This window comes from Bordetella tumbae (genome assembly GCF_965139195.1).
Lineage (GTDB): Bacteria > Pseudomonadota > Gammaproteobacteria > Burkholderiales > Burkholderiaceae_B > Bordetella_A > Bordetella_A tumbae.
Window position 1 is genome coordinate 1 of sequence record NZ_CBCSJH010000025.1, and the last position, 17805, is coordinate 17805.

Genomic DNA, 17805 nt, shown 5'->3' on the forward strand with positions numbered 1-17805 from the left:
CTACGGGCCAGCGCGCCCTTTACACGACGATCCCCGGCGCCTAAAGAACCCCGACCACCGCATTGCAAACGCCCCCCTACGCAACCGACCGCAACCACCGCTCAAACACCCTCAACGCCTCAGACCGTTCATCCCGTTGCGAATACCCAAAGTAATACCCCTGCCCCACCGTCAACACTTGCGGCACCGGCTGCACGAGCCGACCCTCCTCCAGTGCCGGATAAGCCAGAAAATGCGGCACCAACCCCACCCCTAACCCGGCCTCCGCAGCCGCCAGCATCATGGTGAAAAGCTCATAACGCGGCCCACCCGCCGCGTGCGGCCCGTAAGATTGATCATTAGCCGCATACCAGAGCCGCCAGGCATCCGGCCGGGAGCTCAAATGCAGATGAGTCAACCCAGCCAGACCGTCCTCCTCGCGGCGCGGCAAATGCGGCGCGCAAACCGGGACAAGTTCCTTTTCCGGAAATAGCAACACCCCTTGAGTCCCCGGCCAGAGACTGCTGGCGTGATACAGCGCGCCGTCGAACGGCTGATCCTTGAACTGAAATGGCAAAGTGCGAACAGACAAGCTCACACTAATGTCGGGATACTGCTGCTGAAAACCTGGCAAACGCGGAATCAGCCACGTCGTCGCCAAGGTCGGCACCACCGCAATGTGAATGCTGCGCCCCATGCCGGTGCGGCTGACCAGGCCGAACGTGTCCTTTTCGATCTGATCCAGATGATGGCGAATGCGGCCGGCATATTCGGCGCCGTGCTCGGTCAGCACGATACGCCGGCGCACACGCGTAAATAATTGCACGCCCAGGCGCGCCTCCAGGCTGGCCACCTGGCGATAGACCGCGCTATGCGTCAGTGCGAGCTCTTCCGCGGCGCGGGAAAAGCTCCCCAGCCGGGCAGACGCCTCAAAAGCCTGCAAGGCGCTCAGGTTCGGAATGCCGTTACGCATAAAAGAAACATCGCAAGGTTGAACACTACGTGCTGACAGGTCACTATATTGTGCAATTTTATCAATTGCATTGTGCAAGCGAGGAACATTATGCTCAGTAGCTTGCTATCCGGCTGATTTTGCCTGCCCGCTTATTTAATTACCGGCTTACCTATGACTATCGCGACGACTCCCTCCCGTGCCCGCCTGGGCGGACACATTCTGGTCGATCAACTGGCCGCCCACGGCGTCAAACACGTGTTCTGTGTCCCCGGGGAAAGCTACCTCGCCGTGCTCGACGGCCTGCATGACGCCAAGATCGACGTCACGGTATGCCGCCAAGAAGGCGGCGCGGCCATGATGGCCGACGCACACGGCAAGCTCACCGGCGAGCCCGGCATCTGCATGGTCACGCGCGGCCCCGGCGCCACCAACGCCATGGCTGGGGTGCACATCGCCAAACAAGACTCCACGCCGATGATCTTGTTTGTCGGCCAGATCGAACGTGGCATGCGCGAGCGCGAGGCCTTTCAGGAAATGGACTACCGTGCCGTGTTCGGCACGCAGGCAAAATGGGTCACCGAAATCGATCAGGTGGAGCGTATCCCTGAGCTGATCTCCCGTGCATTTCATATCGCCACCTCCGGCCGCCCGGGTCCGGTCGTGATTGCGCTGCCCGAGGACATGCTGACCGAGACCGCCACGGTAGACGATGCGCCGCATTATGAGGTCATCGAAAGCGCTCCGACCGCAGGCCAACTGGGCGATCTGGAACAATTGCTGTCTCAGGCGCGTTCTCCCGTGGCCATCCTGGGCGGCACACGCTGGAGCGCCGAGGCGGTCGAGCAGTTCACCGCCTTTGCCGAACGCCTGTCCCTGCCCACCGCGGTATCGTTCCGCCGCCAGATGTTGTTCCCCGCGGATCACCCCTGCTTTATCGGTGACGTAGGCTTGGGGATCAACCCGGCGCTGCTCAAACGCGTGGCCGATGCCGATCTGATTTTGCTGGTCGGCGGCCGCATGTCGGAAAACCCCAGCCAGGCCTATACCCTGCTCAACATCCCGGTGCCGGCCCAGAAACTGGTACACGTACACCCGGACAGCGCCGAACTGGGCCGCGTGTATCGCCCCACCCTGTCCATCAACACCTCGCCCGCCGCCTTTGCCCAGTCCCTGGCTGACGTCAAAGGCCCTGCGCAACCCGCCTGGGCTGCCGACACGGCGACCGCCCGCCAGTCCTATCTGGCCTGGAGCGATCCCACCACAGTACACACGCCGGGCCAGCTGCAGTTGGGCGAAGTCATGGCCTATCTGGAAAAAACGCTGCCTGCCGATGCCATCATGACCAACGGCGCGGGCAACTATGCCACATGGCTGCACCGTTTCCACCGCTTTACGCGCTACGGTACACAGTTGGCCCCGACGTCCGGCTCCATGGGCTACGGCCTGCCGGCAGCCGTCGGCGCCAAACGCGTCCAACCCGAAAAAACCGTCGTGTGTTTTGCAGGCGATGGATGCTTCATGATGCATGGCCAGGAATTCGCGACGGCCGTGCAATACAACCTGCCGATCCTCGTCTTGCTGATCGATAACGGCATGTACGGCACGATCCGCATGCACCAGGAAAAACACTATCCCGGCCGCATATCCGCCACCCAATTGCAAAACCCCGACTTTGCCGCGTACGCGCAGGCCTTTGGCGGCTATGGCGAGCGTGTCGAAACGACAGAGCAGTTTGCCCCGGCGTTTGAACGCGCCCTGGCCAGCGGCAAACCCGCCATCCTGCACTGCCTGATCGACCCGCAAACCATCACCCCGTCGACCACGCTGGACAAGATCCGCGACGCCGCGCTGCAGGCACAGCAATAAACAAATCAACGTATTAACCCGATATACGCATTCCCCGTATTTCGCTCTATACCGGAGACCCGCATGTCCTCGAATCCTTCTTTTCACTGGCAAGACCCGTTGTTGCTCGACCAGCAACTGACCGACGAAGAGCGCATGGTGCGCGACGCTGCTGCGGCCTATGCGCAAGACAAACTCGCGCCGCGCGTGCTCAACGCATTCCGCAACGAACAGACCGATCCGAAGATCTTTGCCGAGATGGGCGAGCTGGGTCTGCTGGGCGCCACGATTCCCGTCGAGTACGGTGGTGCTGGCCTGAACTACGTCAGCTACGGGTTGATCGCGCGCGAAGTCGAACGCGTGGACTCCGGCTATCGTTCGATGATGAGCGTGCAATCGTCGCTGGTCATGGTGCCGATCAATGAATTCGGCAGCGAAGTGCAAAAGAAAAAATATTTGCCCAAGCTGGCCAGCGGTGAATGGATCGGCTGCTTTGGCCTGACGGAACCCAACCACGGCTCCGACCCCAACGGCATGGAAACCCGCGCCGTGCTGACCGGCGACCGCTACAAGCTGAGCGGCGGCAAGATGTGGATCACCAACTCGCCTATCGCTGATGTATTCGTGGTGTGGGCCAAATGCGTGGGCGGTGAATTCGACGGCAAGATCCGTGGTTTCATCCTGGAAAAAGGCATGAAAGGCCTGTCCGCTCCGGCGATTCACGGCAAGGTCGGCCTGCGTGCGTCGATCACCGGTGAAATCGTGATGGACGAAGTCGACGTCCCGGCCGATCAGATGATGCCTGGCGTGTCGGGTCTGCGTGGCCCCTTCACCTGCCTGAACTCGGCTCGCTTTGGTATTGCCTGGGGTGCGCTGGGTGCCGCCGAGGCCTGCTGGCACACGGCTCGCCAATACACGCTGGACCGCAAACAGTTTGGCCGCCCCTTGGCTGCCAATCAGCTGATCCAAAAAAAACTGGCCGACATGCAAACCGAGATCACCTTGGGTCTGCAAGGCTGCCTGCGTTTGGGCCGCATGAAAGACGAAGGCACCGCCGCTGTCGAAATCACCTCGATCATGAAGCGCAATTCGTGCGGCAAGGCACTGGATATCGCGCGCCTGGCTCGCGATATGTTGGGTGGTAACGGGATTTCTGACGAGTTCGGCGTGGCGCGTCATTTGGTCAACCTCGAGGTGGTTAATACCTATGAGGGTACGCACGACGTGCACGCGTTGATTCTGGGTCGTGCTCAGACGGGGATTCAGGCGTTTAGCTGATCCTTTTCTTCGCGCCTTTTAGTTCTTTTTAGAATTCGCCTCAGCATCTTTGGATGCTGGGGCGTTTTCTTTGGGCAGCTCCTGGACTCGGGCGCTCAGGCCCTCACCAGCAGCGGCCAGGCCGCCATGGCCGAGGTGACGGCAGAGTTCAGCTCTTCCGAGCCAGTCCCGCCTCGCGCGCTAAGACTCAAACCCTTGTGGACGGTTGCATAGAAAGCGGCAACAGCGCGGATGTCGGTTCCGGCGGGAACATCGCCGTCCTCAACCCCCTGACGCAGCCGTGCCGAGAAGTTCTCGTCATTAGCTGCGCGCATTTCGCGAAGGCTCGCCACGAGTTCGGGAGACATATCGCAGGCCTCCCCGGCCGTCTGTTCGACCATGCATCCGCTCGGGAAATCGGTACGGGAAAAGACAGTGACGGCGTTGCGCAACAGGCCTTCAATACTTTCATGCGCCGTCGGCAATTCCATGATGCGCCGTACTACCTCCTTGTGAAGCGCCACGTAGTGTTCGAGGGCCGCCCGATAGAGGCTCTCCTTGGACCCGAAGGCCGCGTAGAGGCTGGGCGAGGCGATGCCCATGGCTGCAGTGAGGTCACTCATTGAGGCGCCGGCAAAACCCTTTGCCCAGAACACGCCCATTGCCTGTCCCAGCACCTCGTCACGATCGAAACTGACAGGGCGGCCCCGCTTCGGAGTGCGCGGCGTCGATGGAGGCTGCATCATAAGGTCCTTTTTTTACCGATCATTACATAATTATCTTTGCACTGGCAAAGCAAAAGCAGATACTATTTTTGTAATGATCAACACATAAATAATTTAACACAGGAGTCTCTCCATGAACATGCCCACCCTTCCCCTCGCTGGCAAGCGAGCCCTCGTTACCGGTGCAGCACGCGGCATTGGTGCGGCCATCGCACTGAAGCTGGCCGAAGACGGCGCAGACGTCGCTATCACCTACGAGAAATCGGCCGAAAAGGCTGAGGCGCTCGCTGCCAAGATTCGCGCCCTGGGCCGCAAGGCAGTCGCCATCCAGGCAGATGCCGCCAGCCCTGAAGCCGCGAAGACAGCAGTAGAACAGAGCGTCGCCGACCTTGGCGGCCTTGACATCCTGGTCAACAACGCTGGGGTTCTCTTTTCGGGTGACTTTGCCGAGCAATCACTGGAGGAAATAGATCTGCAGTTGAACGTCAACGTGCGCGGCGTTTTCGTCACCACCCAGGTTGCGCTCAAACACATCCCGAATGGCGGGCGCATCATCACGATCGGCAGCAATGCGGGCCTGTCTGTTCCGTTCACGGGCATCGCAGTCTATGCTGCCACCAAATCCGCGATGGAGAGCTTCACCCGTGGCCTCGCCCGTGAACTCGGCCCTCGTGATATTACCGTCAATCTGGTCCGCCCTGGCCCGATCGACACCGACATGAACCCTGCCGACGGCCCGCTCGCGCCCGCTATCCTCCCGAGCCTGTCGATTGCCCGCTACGGTAAACCCCGAGAAGTCGCCGAGGCCGTCGCCTTCCTCGCCGGGCCTGGCGCCGCCTATGTTACCGGGTCGGGCATTCTTGTCGATGGCGGCATAAGCGCTTGAGTTACCGCCCGAGGAGGACCGGCCTCCTCGGCCCTGCACTCACAACAAATTCAGTAGAGCGAAGAAAGACCATGACAAAGATGATTGTCGTTTGCGCTGGCGACGCCAACGTGAGATTTGATCGAGACTACTATGCGAACGATCATTTCAAGTTAGCGATGGCATGCTGGGAAGAGTATGGACTTCAATCGGCGGAGGCATTTTTTCCGTACGCTGAAGCCGGCAGCTGGAAATCCATTGGCATATACACCTTCTCGTCGGCAGAAGGAGTACATGCCGCGCTGAAGAGCCCAAAAACACAGCAAATAATGGACGACGTGAAGAATTTCACCGACGCCCCAATCGTGCTGCGTAGTCTGTTCACGGAGTTTTGAGGAATACGATGTCAATCGACGCGGGACGTTGACCCGTTGTGCACGTCCCTCGTCACTTCTTGGGATCGGCAGCCCAGCCAACGAAGGTACTCGCAAGCTGCCGACTACCGTCTCCAGCTGAGTCCAACTGCCAATGCCAGCGACGCGCCGATTGCCAATGAGGCCACTGCAAATCCGAGCTGCACTTCATGAGCGGCTGCGCCGTCAGGCGCGATCGCGATGAACAGACCGCCAATGATCGCGACGCATACTGCAGCACTAATCTGCAAAGTGGCAGTGACCAAACCCGAGGCCAACCCGGCCCAACGTGCATCGACCTGATCCACGTTCAATCGCACCAAGGCAGGCAATGCGATGCCTTGTCCAGCGCCAATCAGGAACAATGGCAACGCGAGCCAGGTCGCCGCATCGACGAAGGCGAGCGCTGCGACCATGACCAGACCGAACACTTCCAGGCTCATGCCGAACGCGGCGGTACGTGCCCCGAAGCGCCGGGCGATGCGTGGACCGCACAGCGGACCAAGAAAGAAACCGATACCAAGCGGCAGAATCGCCAAGCCGGTTGCCAACGCATTATTTCCCAGGCCTGCCTGTTCGTACGCCGCAAACACCAGGAAGAACGCCGCGAGAGCGTAAAAGAAGAATGTTGCTGCCAGGCTGCGCCTCAGTCCGGGAGCAGCGAGAATCGAGGGCAGAATCAGAGGCGTTCTGTCAGCGAGCTCCTGTCTTTTTTCATACTTCCAGAACATACACAACAACGGTATGCTCAAGCCAAGTAACGCGACGCACCACCACGGCCAGTGGTGCTCCCTTCCCTCGATGAGAGGCACGACCAAGGCCAGCAAGCCCGACGCTAACAGCAAAGCTCCTGACACATCCAGACGAGCAGAGCGCTCGGCCCGGCTCTCACGCAGCAGCATCAGTGCAGCAGGAACCGCAACGATGATGACCGGGATATTGATCAAAAAAACGCTGCGCCAGCCCAACCCCCACGGACTGGCCGAAACCAGCACGCCGCCCAGCAGTTGGCCACCCACAGAAGCCAAGCCGAACGTCGCACCATACAGACTGAGCGCGCGATTTTTCTCGCTTGCAGGAAAAAGGGAGTGTATCGATGCCAGCGATTGCGGCGCCATAATGGCCGCCGATATACCTTGCAGCAATCGCCCGCCAACGAGCATGCCCGGTGACGGCGCCAAACCACACAGCGCTGAAGCAACGCCAAAACCAAGCATACCGCCAATAAAGACTCGCTTGCGCCCATACAGGTCGCCAAGACGCCCTCCTAATATCAAGGTGACCGCATAGGCTGCGGCATAGACCGAGATCACCAGTTGCGAGACATCTGAAGATGCCCGCAGGTCAGTGCGAATGGCCGGCAACGCCACATTGACGATGAAGAAGTCCAAGGGCGGCAACATTGTGCCGGTCAGCAGAACAACAAGGGCGAGCCAACGGCGCGAATCAGGAGCCACGGGCTCGAACGCTTGAGTCAACGTATTCATGATTTGTAAACCTGTACCAGCGAACTAAAGAGCAACTGCCCGAACGCGCTGAGGTGTCATGGCGGTAAAGTGCGGCACATCGGCCATTACGGCGGAGACCTCCGGTGAGGCAAACGCGGCTTCGAACGCCGCTTCATTCCGGAAAACGCATTCACAGATGGCGATGGTCCCTTCCCGTTCGGTCGATGGGAAAAATGCTTCCAGGCTGAGCAAACCATACTGAGCCCATGCCTTGATGACCAGCGGCAGGTGGACGTTGACGTAATAGCTGCGGTCAAACGCATCTTGTGGCGTGCCTTGATAGGTCACGTAGATAACAACTGGGGCAGTCTGAGTATTCATGGAAGTTCCAGGTCAAGCAGACCCGGAATGGGACAGTTCAACGACAGGCGCAATAGTGACGTCTGCGAAACTGTTTGTGAACCGCCATTTCTGTACGTTTCTTGTACATTTTTGAACGGCGACTCACGGCATGGAATGGGGCGATGTTCGAATCTTTCTGTCGGCAGTCCGCGCGGGCCTTGTCGACGCGGCCGCCTGATCTAACCTAGCGAATAGATGCCTAGTCGTGATGACCGACTAGCCGCCCGATCGGCGTAGTTTCTTGCACATAAAAACACGCCGAAAGCCGTCTTGCTCAGCGCGTCGATATTCTTCCCATCCAAGCTTTTGATAGATTGCCAAGTTCTCACGCATCAGCTCGTTGGTGTAGAGTCGCAACTCGCTCTTTCCATTTTGAGTAGCGAATTCATCGGCAAAATCGAGGAGCCTTCTGCCAAAGCCTTTGCCTTGGCTCCCGCGTTCCACAGCTACGTTACTTACCAGCAAATGATCTGCCTCCATCCGCAACACCATGAGGCCAGCCAGACCCTCAGCAGTGTCTAGCACCCAAACCCTTTTTGCCTTGACATGCACGGTATAGTCGTCGGTCATCGGGGCAGGCTCGCGACCAATACGCTCGATGTAAACCGAGTAGGCATCTTTAACGATGTTTTGAATCTTCAAAACATCCGCTGATACTGCAGGTCGAATGGTGATTTTTGACATTTTCTAGTCGTCCCTGAATGCGCCGATATGGTCAAGAATGCCATCTATCACCCAGAGCATCGAGATAAACCAACGGGCGATTGCTTGCGTCAGCATAAGTTGCCAACATTACGCGAGCAGTAAATACGTATGCGCAATGCCGCTACGAGTCACGACATGTCGACCATCCATCAGTTGTCACCACAAGCCAAATCGATAGCCGACTCGCAATGGATAAGGGTTGTGTCGAAGACGGGAACGGAGACATTGCTTTCGTTGAGCAACATGCCGACCTCCGTGCAACCGAGGATCACGCAATCCGCTCCTTTCTCGACCAAGCCCCGTGCGATGTTTTCATAGATCGTACGGCTGCCCGTGGTCGTAACGTTCAAGCACAGCTCGTCGTAGATGATGCGATGCACCTCGGCTCGATCCGCAGCGTCGGGAATGATAGGCTGGAGTGAGGCTGCCTTGAGGCGGTCGATGTAGAAGGCTTGCTCCATGGTGAACGCGGTCGCCATCAGGCCAGGCGCATTCAGGCCCGCCTTCGTGATTCGATCCGCCGTCGCATCTGCGATGTGCAGTAGCGGAATGCCCACTCCGCTCATCATCTGCCCGGCCAGCTTATGCATGGTATTGGTCGCCAAAACAATGAAGTCGGCGCCGCCGCGCTCCAATGCCTTGGCCTCGGCGTTCAAGATGCCTCCCGCCTCATTCCATTGGCCGTTTTTCTGCAGCGTCTCGATTTTTGCGAAATCCAGTGACCGGATCAGCAGTTCGGGAGAATGCAGACCACCCAGACGTTGGTGCGTAATCTCGCACATCTTGCGGTAGTAGATCTGCGTCGAGGCCGCAGACATGCCTCCCAGGATTCCAATAGTTTTCAAGTCTTTCTCGATCGATCGCTGTGTTGTATCAACAGTAATGCCGCCATACCTCGCGCCGTTTTCACGGCCTGTGGACCTCGGTACACCGCGGCGGCGGTGGCGCCTTCGATCAGTATGAGGAGTTGCTCCACCAATTCCAAACAATCATCTTCGCCACGTTCCAGACAAAGGATGCGGTGGATTTTTTTTCTGAGACGGGCCTTGTGTTTGCGCATGGCTTTCGAAATTTCGGCTACTTCACCCCCGCTCTCGCCCTGGGCGCGCAAAAACAGACAGCCTCGGGCGCCTTCTTCGTGTATCCATTGCTCCAGTGATTCGAATAGCGCGTCCACAGTAGGCACATTCAGCAGCCGCATGAACCTATCGTCCCTTTCCGAGAGCACAGCGGCGATGAGAGCCGTCTTGCTGCCCGCGTACTTATATAGCGTGCGGCTGGACATGCATGCCGCCTGAGCCACGCGGTCCATGCCGGTCGCGGTAAAGCCATGCTGGTCAAAAAGACGCTCGGCGGTAGAGATGAGATGGCTGTCTGTATTCATATAGCCAGTCTAAAACGATCGTTTTACACATGTCAAACCTCCACGTACAGCCCGTTGAGCAGAGCCGATCAATGGTGGGCGACTGAAATTTTTAACAGTGGATGTAATAAATCCCCCCGGTTGCCGAATATCCATACTGAAGCGTCGCGCCGCTACACGCGGGGTGGCTCTTCTATGCGGATAGGCCAACCCTTGGCAACTCTGTGAACCACTTGGGGAATGTGCAAACCACAGGCCTTTGAAATCATTAGCTATTTTTATATCGAGATTCACCATGAAGAAGTCGTTTGTCTCCATCGCCATTGCCCTTTCAGCCCTGGCTGCAGCTGTCTCTGCGCAGGCCGCCAATAGCGCCGCCGTCCAGGACTCATTGCCAGCACAAGTCCAAACCGAACAGCCCGAGGCACGCGTTGCAGACAACGTCCAGCGTGGCGATCAAACCTATATACCTCCCACCTTTTCGACATTGTCGCGAGCCGAAGTCAATGCCGATACGGCAGCATGGCGCAAAGCTGGACTCGCTGACGAATGGCGCGGCAACGCAACGCCCGACATCTATAGCTTGGAATACCGAAGAAAACTCGCTTACTACCAACACCTGATTGGTCAGTAACAACCGCGTACGGGGGGGGGCGTAACCGTAAACAAGCCCAGCGTCTGGGAATCAAAAAAAGAAAGTACGGCCGCAACTTCAGCTCTGAAGGAATGTTCGGCCGTTATTGATTCTCCGATTTTTTTTCCCGCGTAATAAATCGATTCGATTGACGAATATTCATATTGAAACGCTGTGTTTCGCTCAATCAGGAGATCCTCATGAAAACATTCTTGTCTCGCTTTGCACTGATAATCGGGTTGGCCGTCTCTGCTCATACAGGATCCGCATCTGCACAAGAAACAGAACCTATCCGGGCAAAGAATATCGTCCTCGTCCATGGCGCCTGGGCCGACGGCTCTAGTTGGAGTGATGTCATCCCCTACCTGAGAGCGGCTGGGTTGCAGGTCGTATCGGTTCAAAATCCATTGACCTCGCTTCATGATGACGTTGCCGCGGCCAAACGTGCGCTTTCCTCGCTGGACGGTCCCACGGTACTCGTAGGACACTCCTATGCGGGAAATGTCATCAGTGAGGCGGGGGCTGATTCAAAAGTCTCTGCACTGGTCTATGTCGCAGCACGCGCACCGGATGCCGACGAGGACTTCAATGCACTTGCCGGCAAGTTTCCAACGATGCCTGTGAGAGCCGGCATCACGACTCATAATGGCTTCTCGACTATCAACGAAAATGCTTTCTTGAATTTCTTTGCGAATGGCGTGCCTGCAGAGAAGGCGAAAACGCTTTTCGCCGTCCAACAACCCATTGCGGCAGACCTGTTTATCGGAAAAACGACGACTGCCGCGTGGCATAATAAGCCGACGTGGTACGCGGTCTCAAAGAACGATCAAACAACATCCCCTGATCTGCAACGATTCCTCGCCAAACGCATGCATGCCACGACGGTAGAACTAGATTCAGGCCATTTATCATTGGTTTCCCATCCGAAAGCGATCGCCGATCTGATTCTCCAGGCTGCCGGAAAATAGCGGACATGAAGGGAGTAATTCAGCGTGCAACCCCATAGCCAGGAAGCCGATTGGGCGGTCGCGATGCTTAAAGAGCGGTCTGGCGACTGCTCTGCATATGAGCGTTTTCTTCAGGATTTCGCAGCGCATTTACGGCGAATCGTGAGGTGGAGGTTCAATAACCTTCGGCTGAACCTTGATGAGACCGAGGACGTGGTACAGGAAATATTGATCGCGATTCACTCGAGGCGCAATCAATGGGATGCCAACCGGCCCCTCATGCCCTGGTTAAACGCCATTGCACGCTACAAGATAATTGATGCGGCAAGACGCCTGCGTAAAGAAGCTCACCTTAAGACAGATCTTGACGATGCACAGTGGAGCTCGTTGCCCGCCCTTGAACAAACCGCCCTCGCGGCGTCAAGAACGGATATCGATCGACTGATTTCCGAGCTTCCACCGGGGCAGCAATCCGTCGCCCGTGTCATTGGCATAGACGGAGTTTCGCCCAGCGAAGCGGCCATCCAGCTGGGCATGAACGAGAATGCCGTAAGGGTGGCTTTTCATCGGGCTCTGAAGAAATTGATGGCAATGGCAACAGGACAGAAAAATGTCACCCGTAAATGAGAAAAACATACAAACAGATGAGCTGATCCATCGTCTATCCAGACAAGCGGGCACGAAAGAGCATATAACCATGCCTTTCGACCGAGCCTTGATGGCGAGCCTCGTGCTGTCACTTGCTACGGCCATTCTTGTCGTCATCGGCTTGTCTCGCGTTCGCCCTGATCTATATCAGATGCTAACGGCCTGGGTGTTTCAGTTCAAAGTTGCAACGATGGCCTTGCTCGCATGCGGCGGCATTGTTCTTGTTCGTGCCTGCGGAATCCCGGGACAATCGGTACGGCTGACTCAGGCTTTGCTCCCCGGTGCTGTGCTGTTGCTTGCTGGTGTGTTATTTGACGACACGGGCTATCCATTGTTGGGCGAGAATCAATTTTCCGTGCCGTTCTGCGTTGGCATCATTGTTGCGGCCTCATTGCCTGGTCTGATGGCCATCCTGGCCGGATTGCGTCACGGTATTCCGACACGGCCGGTCTATGCAGGAGCGCTCTCCGGCGTCTTGTCCGGCTCGCTCGCAGCATTGGTATACACCATCGCATGCCTCAATGATGGCCCTTCATTTGTAGCAGTGTGGTATGTGGTTGCCATTTCAATTACGGCGGCGATCGGCGCTATTGCAGGCCGGTACATATTGGCTTGGTAAAACCGATGTCTATTACCCGGCTGGACTTGAGTAATCAAGCGCCCGTGGATTTGACGTAGTTCAGCCGGACATACGCACGCGCAAACCCCGCTCGCACATAATTCGAGAACGAACGGTGCTGAGCCTCCTGTCCTGCGTCAGGCTGCCCAGTTTCCGCCGTAAATTCATTACTGCCCAGCGCCATGCCATGCTGCAACCGCGCACGGATCAAATGAGACTGTACGCCACGGCCTCGGAATTCGGGCAAAGTCGTATCCACACCCATCCACGAATAACCTGCGGCGCTATAGATCGCGCCACAGCCAACCGGTACGTCGTCCCAATAAGCGATCAATACACTCCAATTCGGACGCCCCACCAATTCAGAAAACCACTGTCCCATACTCGCGGGAAATCCAAACCCCGTACATACCAGCTGTCCGAATACTGCGGCGTCTTTCTGTTCGGCAACACGACTGTATAGATGAGGAATTGCCGGCATTTCCACCGTTGTCGGTGCATGCCGGAATTTTGCCCATCCATTACCTTTGGCCTCATACCCGAGATCTTCCAGCAAACCGCGTATCGCGGCATTTTCCTGCACTCGTGGTATCTGCAATGACCAGCCCGCAGGACAGTTTTCTTGCATCCATTGGATCGCTTCATCGATATACGCCGATGAAGAGACACCGACCACACGTGCCAGTTCCGTCACAACTAACTGGCCGTGAGATAGACATGCCCCATCGCCTATAAGCGTGGTGTTTAACGCATTCTCGCTTGCGTACGCTACGGGTGCGGCCTTGTACATGTCGTGCCAGGCGACCGCCTCAATATGCTCGATATTTTGGAATGAGGTGCCGCTATCGTTCATAAGAAAATTCCAGTTAAGAAAAGTCCGTCACTGCACCGCACATGGCGACTGACGGGATGTTGCAAATACAGGCCGCATGCGGCGCACTCAAACACGGCAGGTCTCAATTTTTCTCTGCAGCGATAACAGGCTCAGGATCTGGTGCAGAACGCTGGAGAGATGTACGAAAAAAAATTTTTGAATGGTTGAAGAATGCGCATGCCGGCAAAATCGCGAATGCGAACGCGATGCCGGAAATTTTCTCTCCTGCGTGTTCGATCAGATATCCAAATAACGGTGCACCCGCCATCTGCCCAATAGATATAGCTAGAAATCCGACAGTAATCCCAGTGGCGGGCCGGTTGGGCATCGCGCGTACGCCCCAAACGAGATACACACCCGTCAACGTCATGTAGGCAGCGCCGAACAGTCCGCCACTCGCGAGTATCATTGCCGAGTTGGCCAACAGCGTAATAGTCAGTACCGCGCCCGACATACCTAGCAAGCAAAAGACGTGTACCAGATTGAGGCCAAAACGCCGTATCAAAGTACCGCAGGCACCTCCAGCCAGACCGAAGATGCCGATCACGAACCAGAGCCAACCTACATCGTCGCTTGCCCAGCCGAGCGAACGTCTTGTTAGTTCGCTCCCGAACGACCACACTGCTGTACTACCCACACCCATAAGAAACGCCGATATGCATAGACGCTTCACATCAGCATCGAATGACAGCGGGTGTTTTTTGGACGGATCATTCGTCATAGTTTTTTTCGGTGTCGTACGTGTGACCACATAGGTTGTCATGGCGGCAATCATTGCGAAGACCGCAAAGGCTGCTCGCCAATCGCTGCCGAAAATGAACGCTGCGGGTGCAGAAAGTGCGATGCCGCCGCTCGCCCCAGCGTTGATAATCGTGTTTGCGCGATCCTGTAGATTCGACTCCAGAGTGTCAGCAACGGCCGCCGCCAGAGGCGGCGATGCAAGTCCGGTACTCAACCCCGCGAAGAGGACTGCGACAGCCATCATGACACCGTTTGGTGCAAGTACTATCCCTACCAACCCGATAGTAGCAATGCCTCCAGCTATCCCAGCGACGACGCGAGACCCGAGCCGCTCAGTCAACGTTGCCGAGGCAATAATCGCGAGGCAGTAGCCAAGAAAAGAGCCGCCAGAGATTAGACCGCTTAAGGATTCCGAAAGCGCAAGATCGGTTGCGATAGCGGGCAGAAACAGGCCAAAGGCAAAACGAGTGAGGCCATAACATGTGGCAATGAGACAGAAGCCACTCACTACGAAGGCCAGACGCGATTTATCCATGAACTATCCTCCCGTTCGGAGCGTTCGGCCGGAACTATCCGCCGCTCGCGTGATCGAGTTCAGGTCAGTCGTTATGGTCTCGCTCTTGCTCAATAACGATTCGACGGACGTGATGATAGAGATTCGTTCAGCCATGCTCAAAGTGTAAAACGATCGTTTTACCGTGACAAGTTAGATTCAGTGTGGACTAGTGATCTTGATCCGAATAAACGACGCAACACGATTCAAAATCAGGAATAGGCCATGATGCAGTAGCTTTGTGGCTAGTCCGATCCTTTTTGCATATCTAACATGTTCAGTTCGGTTTCAACCGCAAACAGAAAGAGCCTCTCATATTAATTTTCCCAGTTCATTGTCCGGGCTCTTGAATACCAATACATACGTTTAACCAAGTGCTAAATGAAAACTTCTATCCTGAAGAAAGCAATGACGGCGGCGCTTGCTGGTGTTGCGCTGACGTCTGTCACGCATTCCTCGTTGGCTGGAGTGGGTACACAGCAAGCGTTGCCGCTCGCGCGTTGGCAGACATTGCCGCCCACGCCCTCACCGCCTCATTATGATCATGTGGCCCATACCAGGCTGCGCGGTGTCCAACTCTACAGCGCAGAGGTGGGGCACGGTCGACCCGTGATTCTGCTGCATGGCGGATTAGCCAATTCTGATTGGTGGGCTCTGCAAGTGAACGCGCTACGCCGCCATCATCGCGTCATCGTGGTGGACTCACGGGGGCACGGCCGCAGCACGCGCGATACGACGCCGTACAGTTATGATCTGATGGCTGACGACGTGATCGCGTTGATGGACAAGTGGCACATCAAGCGCGCCGACATCGTCGGCTGGAGCGACGGTGCTGTGCAGGCGCTTGACATCGCCATGCGCTATCCGGATCGTGTGGGCAAAATTGTCGCGTTTGGCGCCAACACGAATACTGCTGGCTCGAATCCGGACATCGAGCAGAACGCCACATTTGGGGCGTTCATCGAACGGACTGGCAACGAATATGCGCAACTCTCACCGACGCCGAATGAATACGATGACTTTGTCGCGCAGATCGGCCAGATGTGGGGAACGCAGCCCAATTGGACGGATGAGCAGCTCGGGACGATCCAGTCCGAGGTACTCGTGCTGGATGGCGACCATGACGAAGCGATCAAGCTCAGTCATGCGGAATACATCGCCATGACGATTCCGCATGCTCGCCTGCAGATCCTGCCTGATACCAGCCACTTTGCATTTATTCAGGATCCGGCGGCGTTTAACCGCGCGATCTTGCAGTTTCTTGACGATGAGTGACAAGAGCCGGCTTGACAACTTACCGACCAACTAGTAGATTGGCAACTGTCACGAGCGACAGAAAGCTGATCTAGAGACGGCAGTTGTCGCGTTTGCGTATCCCGTCAGCCATCAAGGAAATGTTCTTGTGAGTGTGGAACTCTCTCCCCGCGCCACCGAAATCGCCGAGCAGACAAAGATCCTGCTCGCCGCCGGTGGCTACAACGGGTTCAGCTATGCCGATTTGTCCAAACGCATTCACATCGGTAAGCCCAGCATTCACCATCATTTCCCGAGCAAGGCGGAGTTGGTGCTCACGGTCGTGCAACGGCACCGCGAAGAGGCCCTTTCCGGATTAACGGCCTTGGCGCAACAGGTCGATGACCCTCTCGCGTGTATAACCGCGTACGCCGACTATTGGGCGCAATGCATTCACGAGGGCACGTTGCCTATCTGCATTTGCGCCATGTTGGCGGCCGAGTCGTCAATGCTGCCCACAGACATCGCAGATGAGGTCCATGGTTACTTTGACGACCTGGCCGCCTGGATCGCGTCTGTATTGGAAAAAGGCGCCTCACGGGGGCAATTTCACCTGCGCAACGGTGCGTCTGACGAGGCTCAGGTCTTGATGGCCACGGTGCATGGTGCGATGTTGTCGGCGCGGGCGGCCCGCCGGCCAGAGGTTTTTCGCACGGTAGTGAGTGCTGCTATTCATCAACTGACTGTGTGAATCAGGTCGCCTGTCCGTATGGGAACAAGGCGGCCATTTTTTTAGTTTACCAATCGACCAACTAGTTGGTTGTTTATCGAAAGTTTTCTCGGCGCGGCTTTCGACTGCTTGCTTCACCTCACACGCCGATTGTTCATTACGTGGTGTTTTCATCACCAGGAAAATCTGTATGCATCTCTCAACATTACGCAAATACCTCATCAACAGTGTGGCGGGTATCGCCCTTGTCGCTGGTGGCCTGACTGCAGCAACGGCTGCCAATCCAGCAGATCAAATCGTACGCGTACGCGGCACCGTGGTCTCGCTGGCTGGTGATCAACTACAAGTGAAATCACGCGAGGGTCAAGCACTGACGATTACGCTTAACAAAGGATGGATGGCGTCAGCTGTCGTGAAAGCCAGCATCAGTGATATCAAGCCGGGCGATTTCGTGGGCATTGCTTCGCTGCCCAAGTCCGCCGGCGGCGACGGCGCGTTGGAAGTGCTGATCTTCCCACCCGCACTCAAAGGAACCGGGGAAGGCAGCTATGGCTGGGACCTGAAACCCAATAGCACGATGACCAATGCTACCGTCGGCGACGCCGTCAAATCGGTGGATGGCAGCACGGTGACGGTCAACTATCACGGCAAAGAAAAGAAAATCTCCATCCCCAACGGCACGCCGGTGGTGACGCTTGCACAAGCTACGGCTGAGGACGTGCAACCCGGCACCGCTGTTTTCATCCCCTCGCAAAAGGATGCAAAAGGCATGCTGTCGACGGGTCAGTTGATCGTAGGCAAGAACGGTGTCGTGCCTCCGATGTAATGGGATCACAACGATGTCCGGCTGGCATCCAATGCCAGCCGAA

Annotated in this window: 20 protein-coding genes; 11 read left to right on the forward strand and 9 right to left on the reverse strand. The window is 56.7% G+C overall.

Features of this window, described 5'->3' with window-relative positions:
- Positions 1-76: 76 nt before the first annotated feature.
- Positions 77-952, reverse strand: coding sequence for a LysR substrate-binding domain-containing protein (locus ACNA0J_RS20850; protein WP_415820790.1), 876 nt, complete (start codon positions 950-952; stop codon positions 77-79).
- 153 nt (positions 953-1105) lie between these two features.
- Between ACNA0J_RS20850 and ACNA0J_RS20855 the strand changes: the two genes are divergently transcribed.
- The gene (locus tag ACNA0J_RS20855; protein WP_415820791.1) at positions 1106-2800 is read left to right on the forward strand and encodes a thiamine pyrophosphate-binding protein; all 1695 of its coding nucleotides are present in this window, start codon (positions 1106-1108) and stop codon (positions 2798-2800) included.
- A gap of 63 nt (positions 2801-2863) precedes the next feature.
- Complete coding sequence (locus ACNA0J_RS20860; RefSeq protein ID WP_415820792.1) at positions 2864-4057, forward strand: acyl-CoA dehydrogenase; 1194 nt, start codon at positions 2864-2866, stop codon at positions 4055-4057.
- A 95-nt stretch (positions 4058-4152) separates the two neighbouring features.
- On the opposite strand, the gene ACNA0J_RS20865 is transcribed toward ACNA0J_RS20860, so the two are convergent.
- On the reverse strand, positions 4153-4782 hold the full coding sequence (locus ACNA0J_RS20865) for a TetR/AcrR family transcriptional regulator (protein WP_415820793.1): 630 nt from the start codon (positions 4780-4782) through the stop codon (positions 4153-4155).
- 112 nt (positions 4783-4894) lie between these two features.
- On the opposite strand from ACNA0J_RS20865, the gene ACNA0J_RS20870 reads away from it, so the two are divergent.
- A complete protein-coding gene (locus ACNA0J_RS20870; RefSeq protein ID WP_415820794.1) occupies positions 4895-5647 on the forward strand; it encodes an SDR family oxidoreductase in 753 nt (250 codons plus the stop codon).
- A 71-nt stretch (positions 5648-5718) separates the two neighbouring features.
- Entirely contained in the window at positions 5719-6021 is a 303-nt protein-coding gene (locus tag ACNA0J_RS20875) for an EthD family reductase (RefSeq protein ID WP_415820795.1), read from the forward strand.
- A 104-nt stretch (positions 6022-6125) separates the two neighbouring features.
- Here ACNA0J_RS20875 and ACNA0J_RS20880 read toward each other — a convergent pair whose 3' ends face one another.
- The 5 genes from ACNA0J_RS20880 to ACNA0J_RS20900 all read right to left on the reverse strand — a co-directional run bounded on the left by ACNA0J_RS20880 (position 6126) and on the right by ACNA0J_RS20900 (position 9978).
- On the reverse strand, positions 6126-7526 hold the full coding sequence (locus tag ACNA0J_RS20880) for an MFS transporter (RefSeq protein ID WP_415820796.1): 1401 nt from the start codon (positions 7524-7526) through the stop codon (positions 6126-6128).
- Between the two features lie 24 nt (positions 7527-7550).
- Positions 7551-7868 carry an EthD family reductase gene (locus ACNA0J_RS20885; RefSeq protein WP_415820797.1) on the reverse strand — a complete coding sequence of 106 codons (318 nt, stop codon included), beginning with the start codon at positions 7866-7868 and terminating at the stop codon, positions 7551-7553.
- Between the two features lie 237 nt (positions 7869-8105).
- A complete protein-coding gene (locus tag ACNA0J_RS20890) occupies positions 8106-8573 on the reverse strand; it encodes a GNAT family N-acetyltransferase (RefSeq protein WP_415820798.1) in 468 nt (155 codons plus the stop codon).
- 170 nt (positions 8574-8743) lie between these two features.
- Complete coding sequence (locus ACNA0J_RS20895) at positions 8744-9439, reverse strand: aspartate/glutamate racemase family protein (protein ID WP_415820799.1); 696 nt, start codon at positions 9437-9439, stop codon at positions 8744-8746.
- Complete coding sequence (locus tag ACNA0J_RS20900; RefSeq protein WP_415820800.1) at positions 9436-9978, reverse strand: TetR/AcrR family transcriptional regulator; 543 nt, start codon at positions 9976-9978, stop codon at positions 9436-9438. Before ACNA0J_RS20900 ends, ACNA0J_RS20895 begins: the two co-directional genes overlap by 4 nt.
- A gap of 274 nt (positions 9979-10252) precedes the next feature.
- Here ACNA0J_RS20900 and ACNA0J_RS20905 point away from each other — a divergent pair, with 274 nt between their 5' ends.
- The 4 genes from ACNA0J_RS20905 (at position 10253) to ACNA0J_RS20920 (ending at position 12805) form a co-directional block, all read left to right on the forward strand.
- On the forward strand, positions 10253-10591 hold the full coding sequence (locus ACNA0J_RS20905; protein ID WP_415820801.1) for a hypothetical protein: 339 nt from the start codon (positions 10253-10255) through the stop codon (positions 10589-10591).
- Positions 10592-10791: 200 nt separating this feature from the next.
- Positions 10792-11559 (forward strand): alpha/beta fold hydrolase, encoded by a 768-nt coding sequence (locus ACNA0J_RS20910; protein WP_415820802.1) that lies wholly within the window; start codon positions 10792-10794, stop codon positions 11557-11559.
- Positions 11560-11583: 24 nt separating this feature from the next.
- The gene (locus ACNA0J_RS20915; RefSeq protein ID WP_415820803.1) at positions 11584-12165 is read left to right on the forward strand and encodes a sigma-70 family RNA polymerase sigma factor; all 582 of its coding nucleotides are present in this window, start codon (positions 11584-11586) and stop codon (positions 12163-12165) included.
- A 70-nt stretch (positions 12166-12235) separates the two neighbouring features.
- A complete protein-coding gene (locus tag ACNA0J_RS20920; RefSeq protein WP_415820804.1) occupies positions 12236-12805 on the forward strand; it encodes an NrsF family protein in 570 nt (189 codons plus the stop codon).
- A 34-nt stretch (positions 12806-12839) separates the two neighbouring features.
- Here the strand turns inward: ACNA0J_RS20920 and ACNA0J_RS20925 are convergent, their stop codons facing one another.
- A complete protein-coding gene (locus ACNA0J_RS20925; RefSeq protein WP_415820805.1) occupies positions 12840-13658 on the reverse strand; it encodes a GNAT family N-acetyltransferase in 819 nt (272 codons plus the stop codon).
- 103 nt (positions 13659-13761) lie between these two features.
- Positions 13762-14955 (reverse strand): MFS transporter, encoded by a 1194-nt coding sequence (locus ACNA0J_RS20930; RefSeq protein ID WP_415820806.1) that lies wholly within the window; start codon positions 14953-14955, stop codon positions 13762-13764.
- Positions 14956-15354: 399 nt separating this feature from the next.
- On the opposite strand from ACNA0J_RS20930, the gene ACNA0J_RS20935 reads away from it, so the two are divergent.
- From ACNA0J_RS20935 to ACNA0J_RS20945, 3 genes are all read left to right on the forward strand, one after another.
- The gene (locus ACNA0J_RS20935; protein ID WP_415820807.1) at positions 15355-16248 is read left to right on the forward strand and encodes an alpha/beta fold hydrolase; all 894 of its coding nucleotides are present in this window, start codon (positions 15355-15357) and stop codon (positions 16246-16248) included.
- Between the two features lie 127 nt (positions 16249-16375).
- Positions 16376-16957, forward strand: coding sequence for a TetR/AcrR family transcriptional regulator (locus ACNA0J_RS20940; protein ID WP_415820808.1), 582 nt, complete (start codon positions 16376-16378; stop codon positions 16955-16957).
- Positions 16958-17126: 169 nt separating this feature from the next.
- Positions 17127-17762, forward strand: a complete 636-nt coding sequence (locus ACNA0J_RS20945; RefSeq protein WP_415820809.1) for a hypothetical protein — start codon at positions 17127-17129, stop codon at positions 17760-17762.
- Positions 17763-17805: the final 43 nt, after the last annotated feature.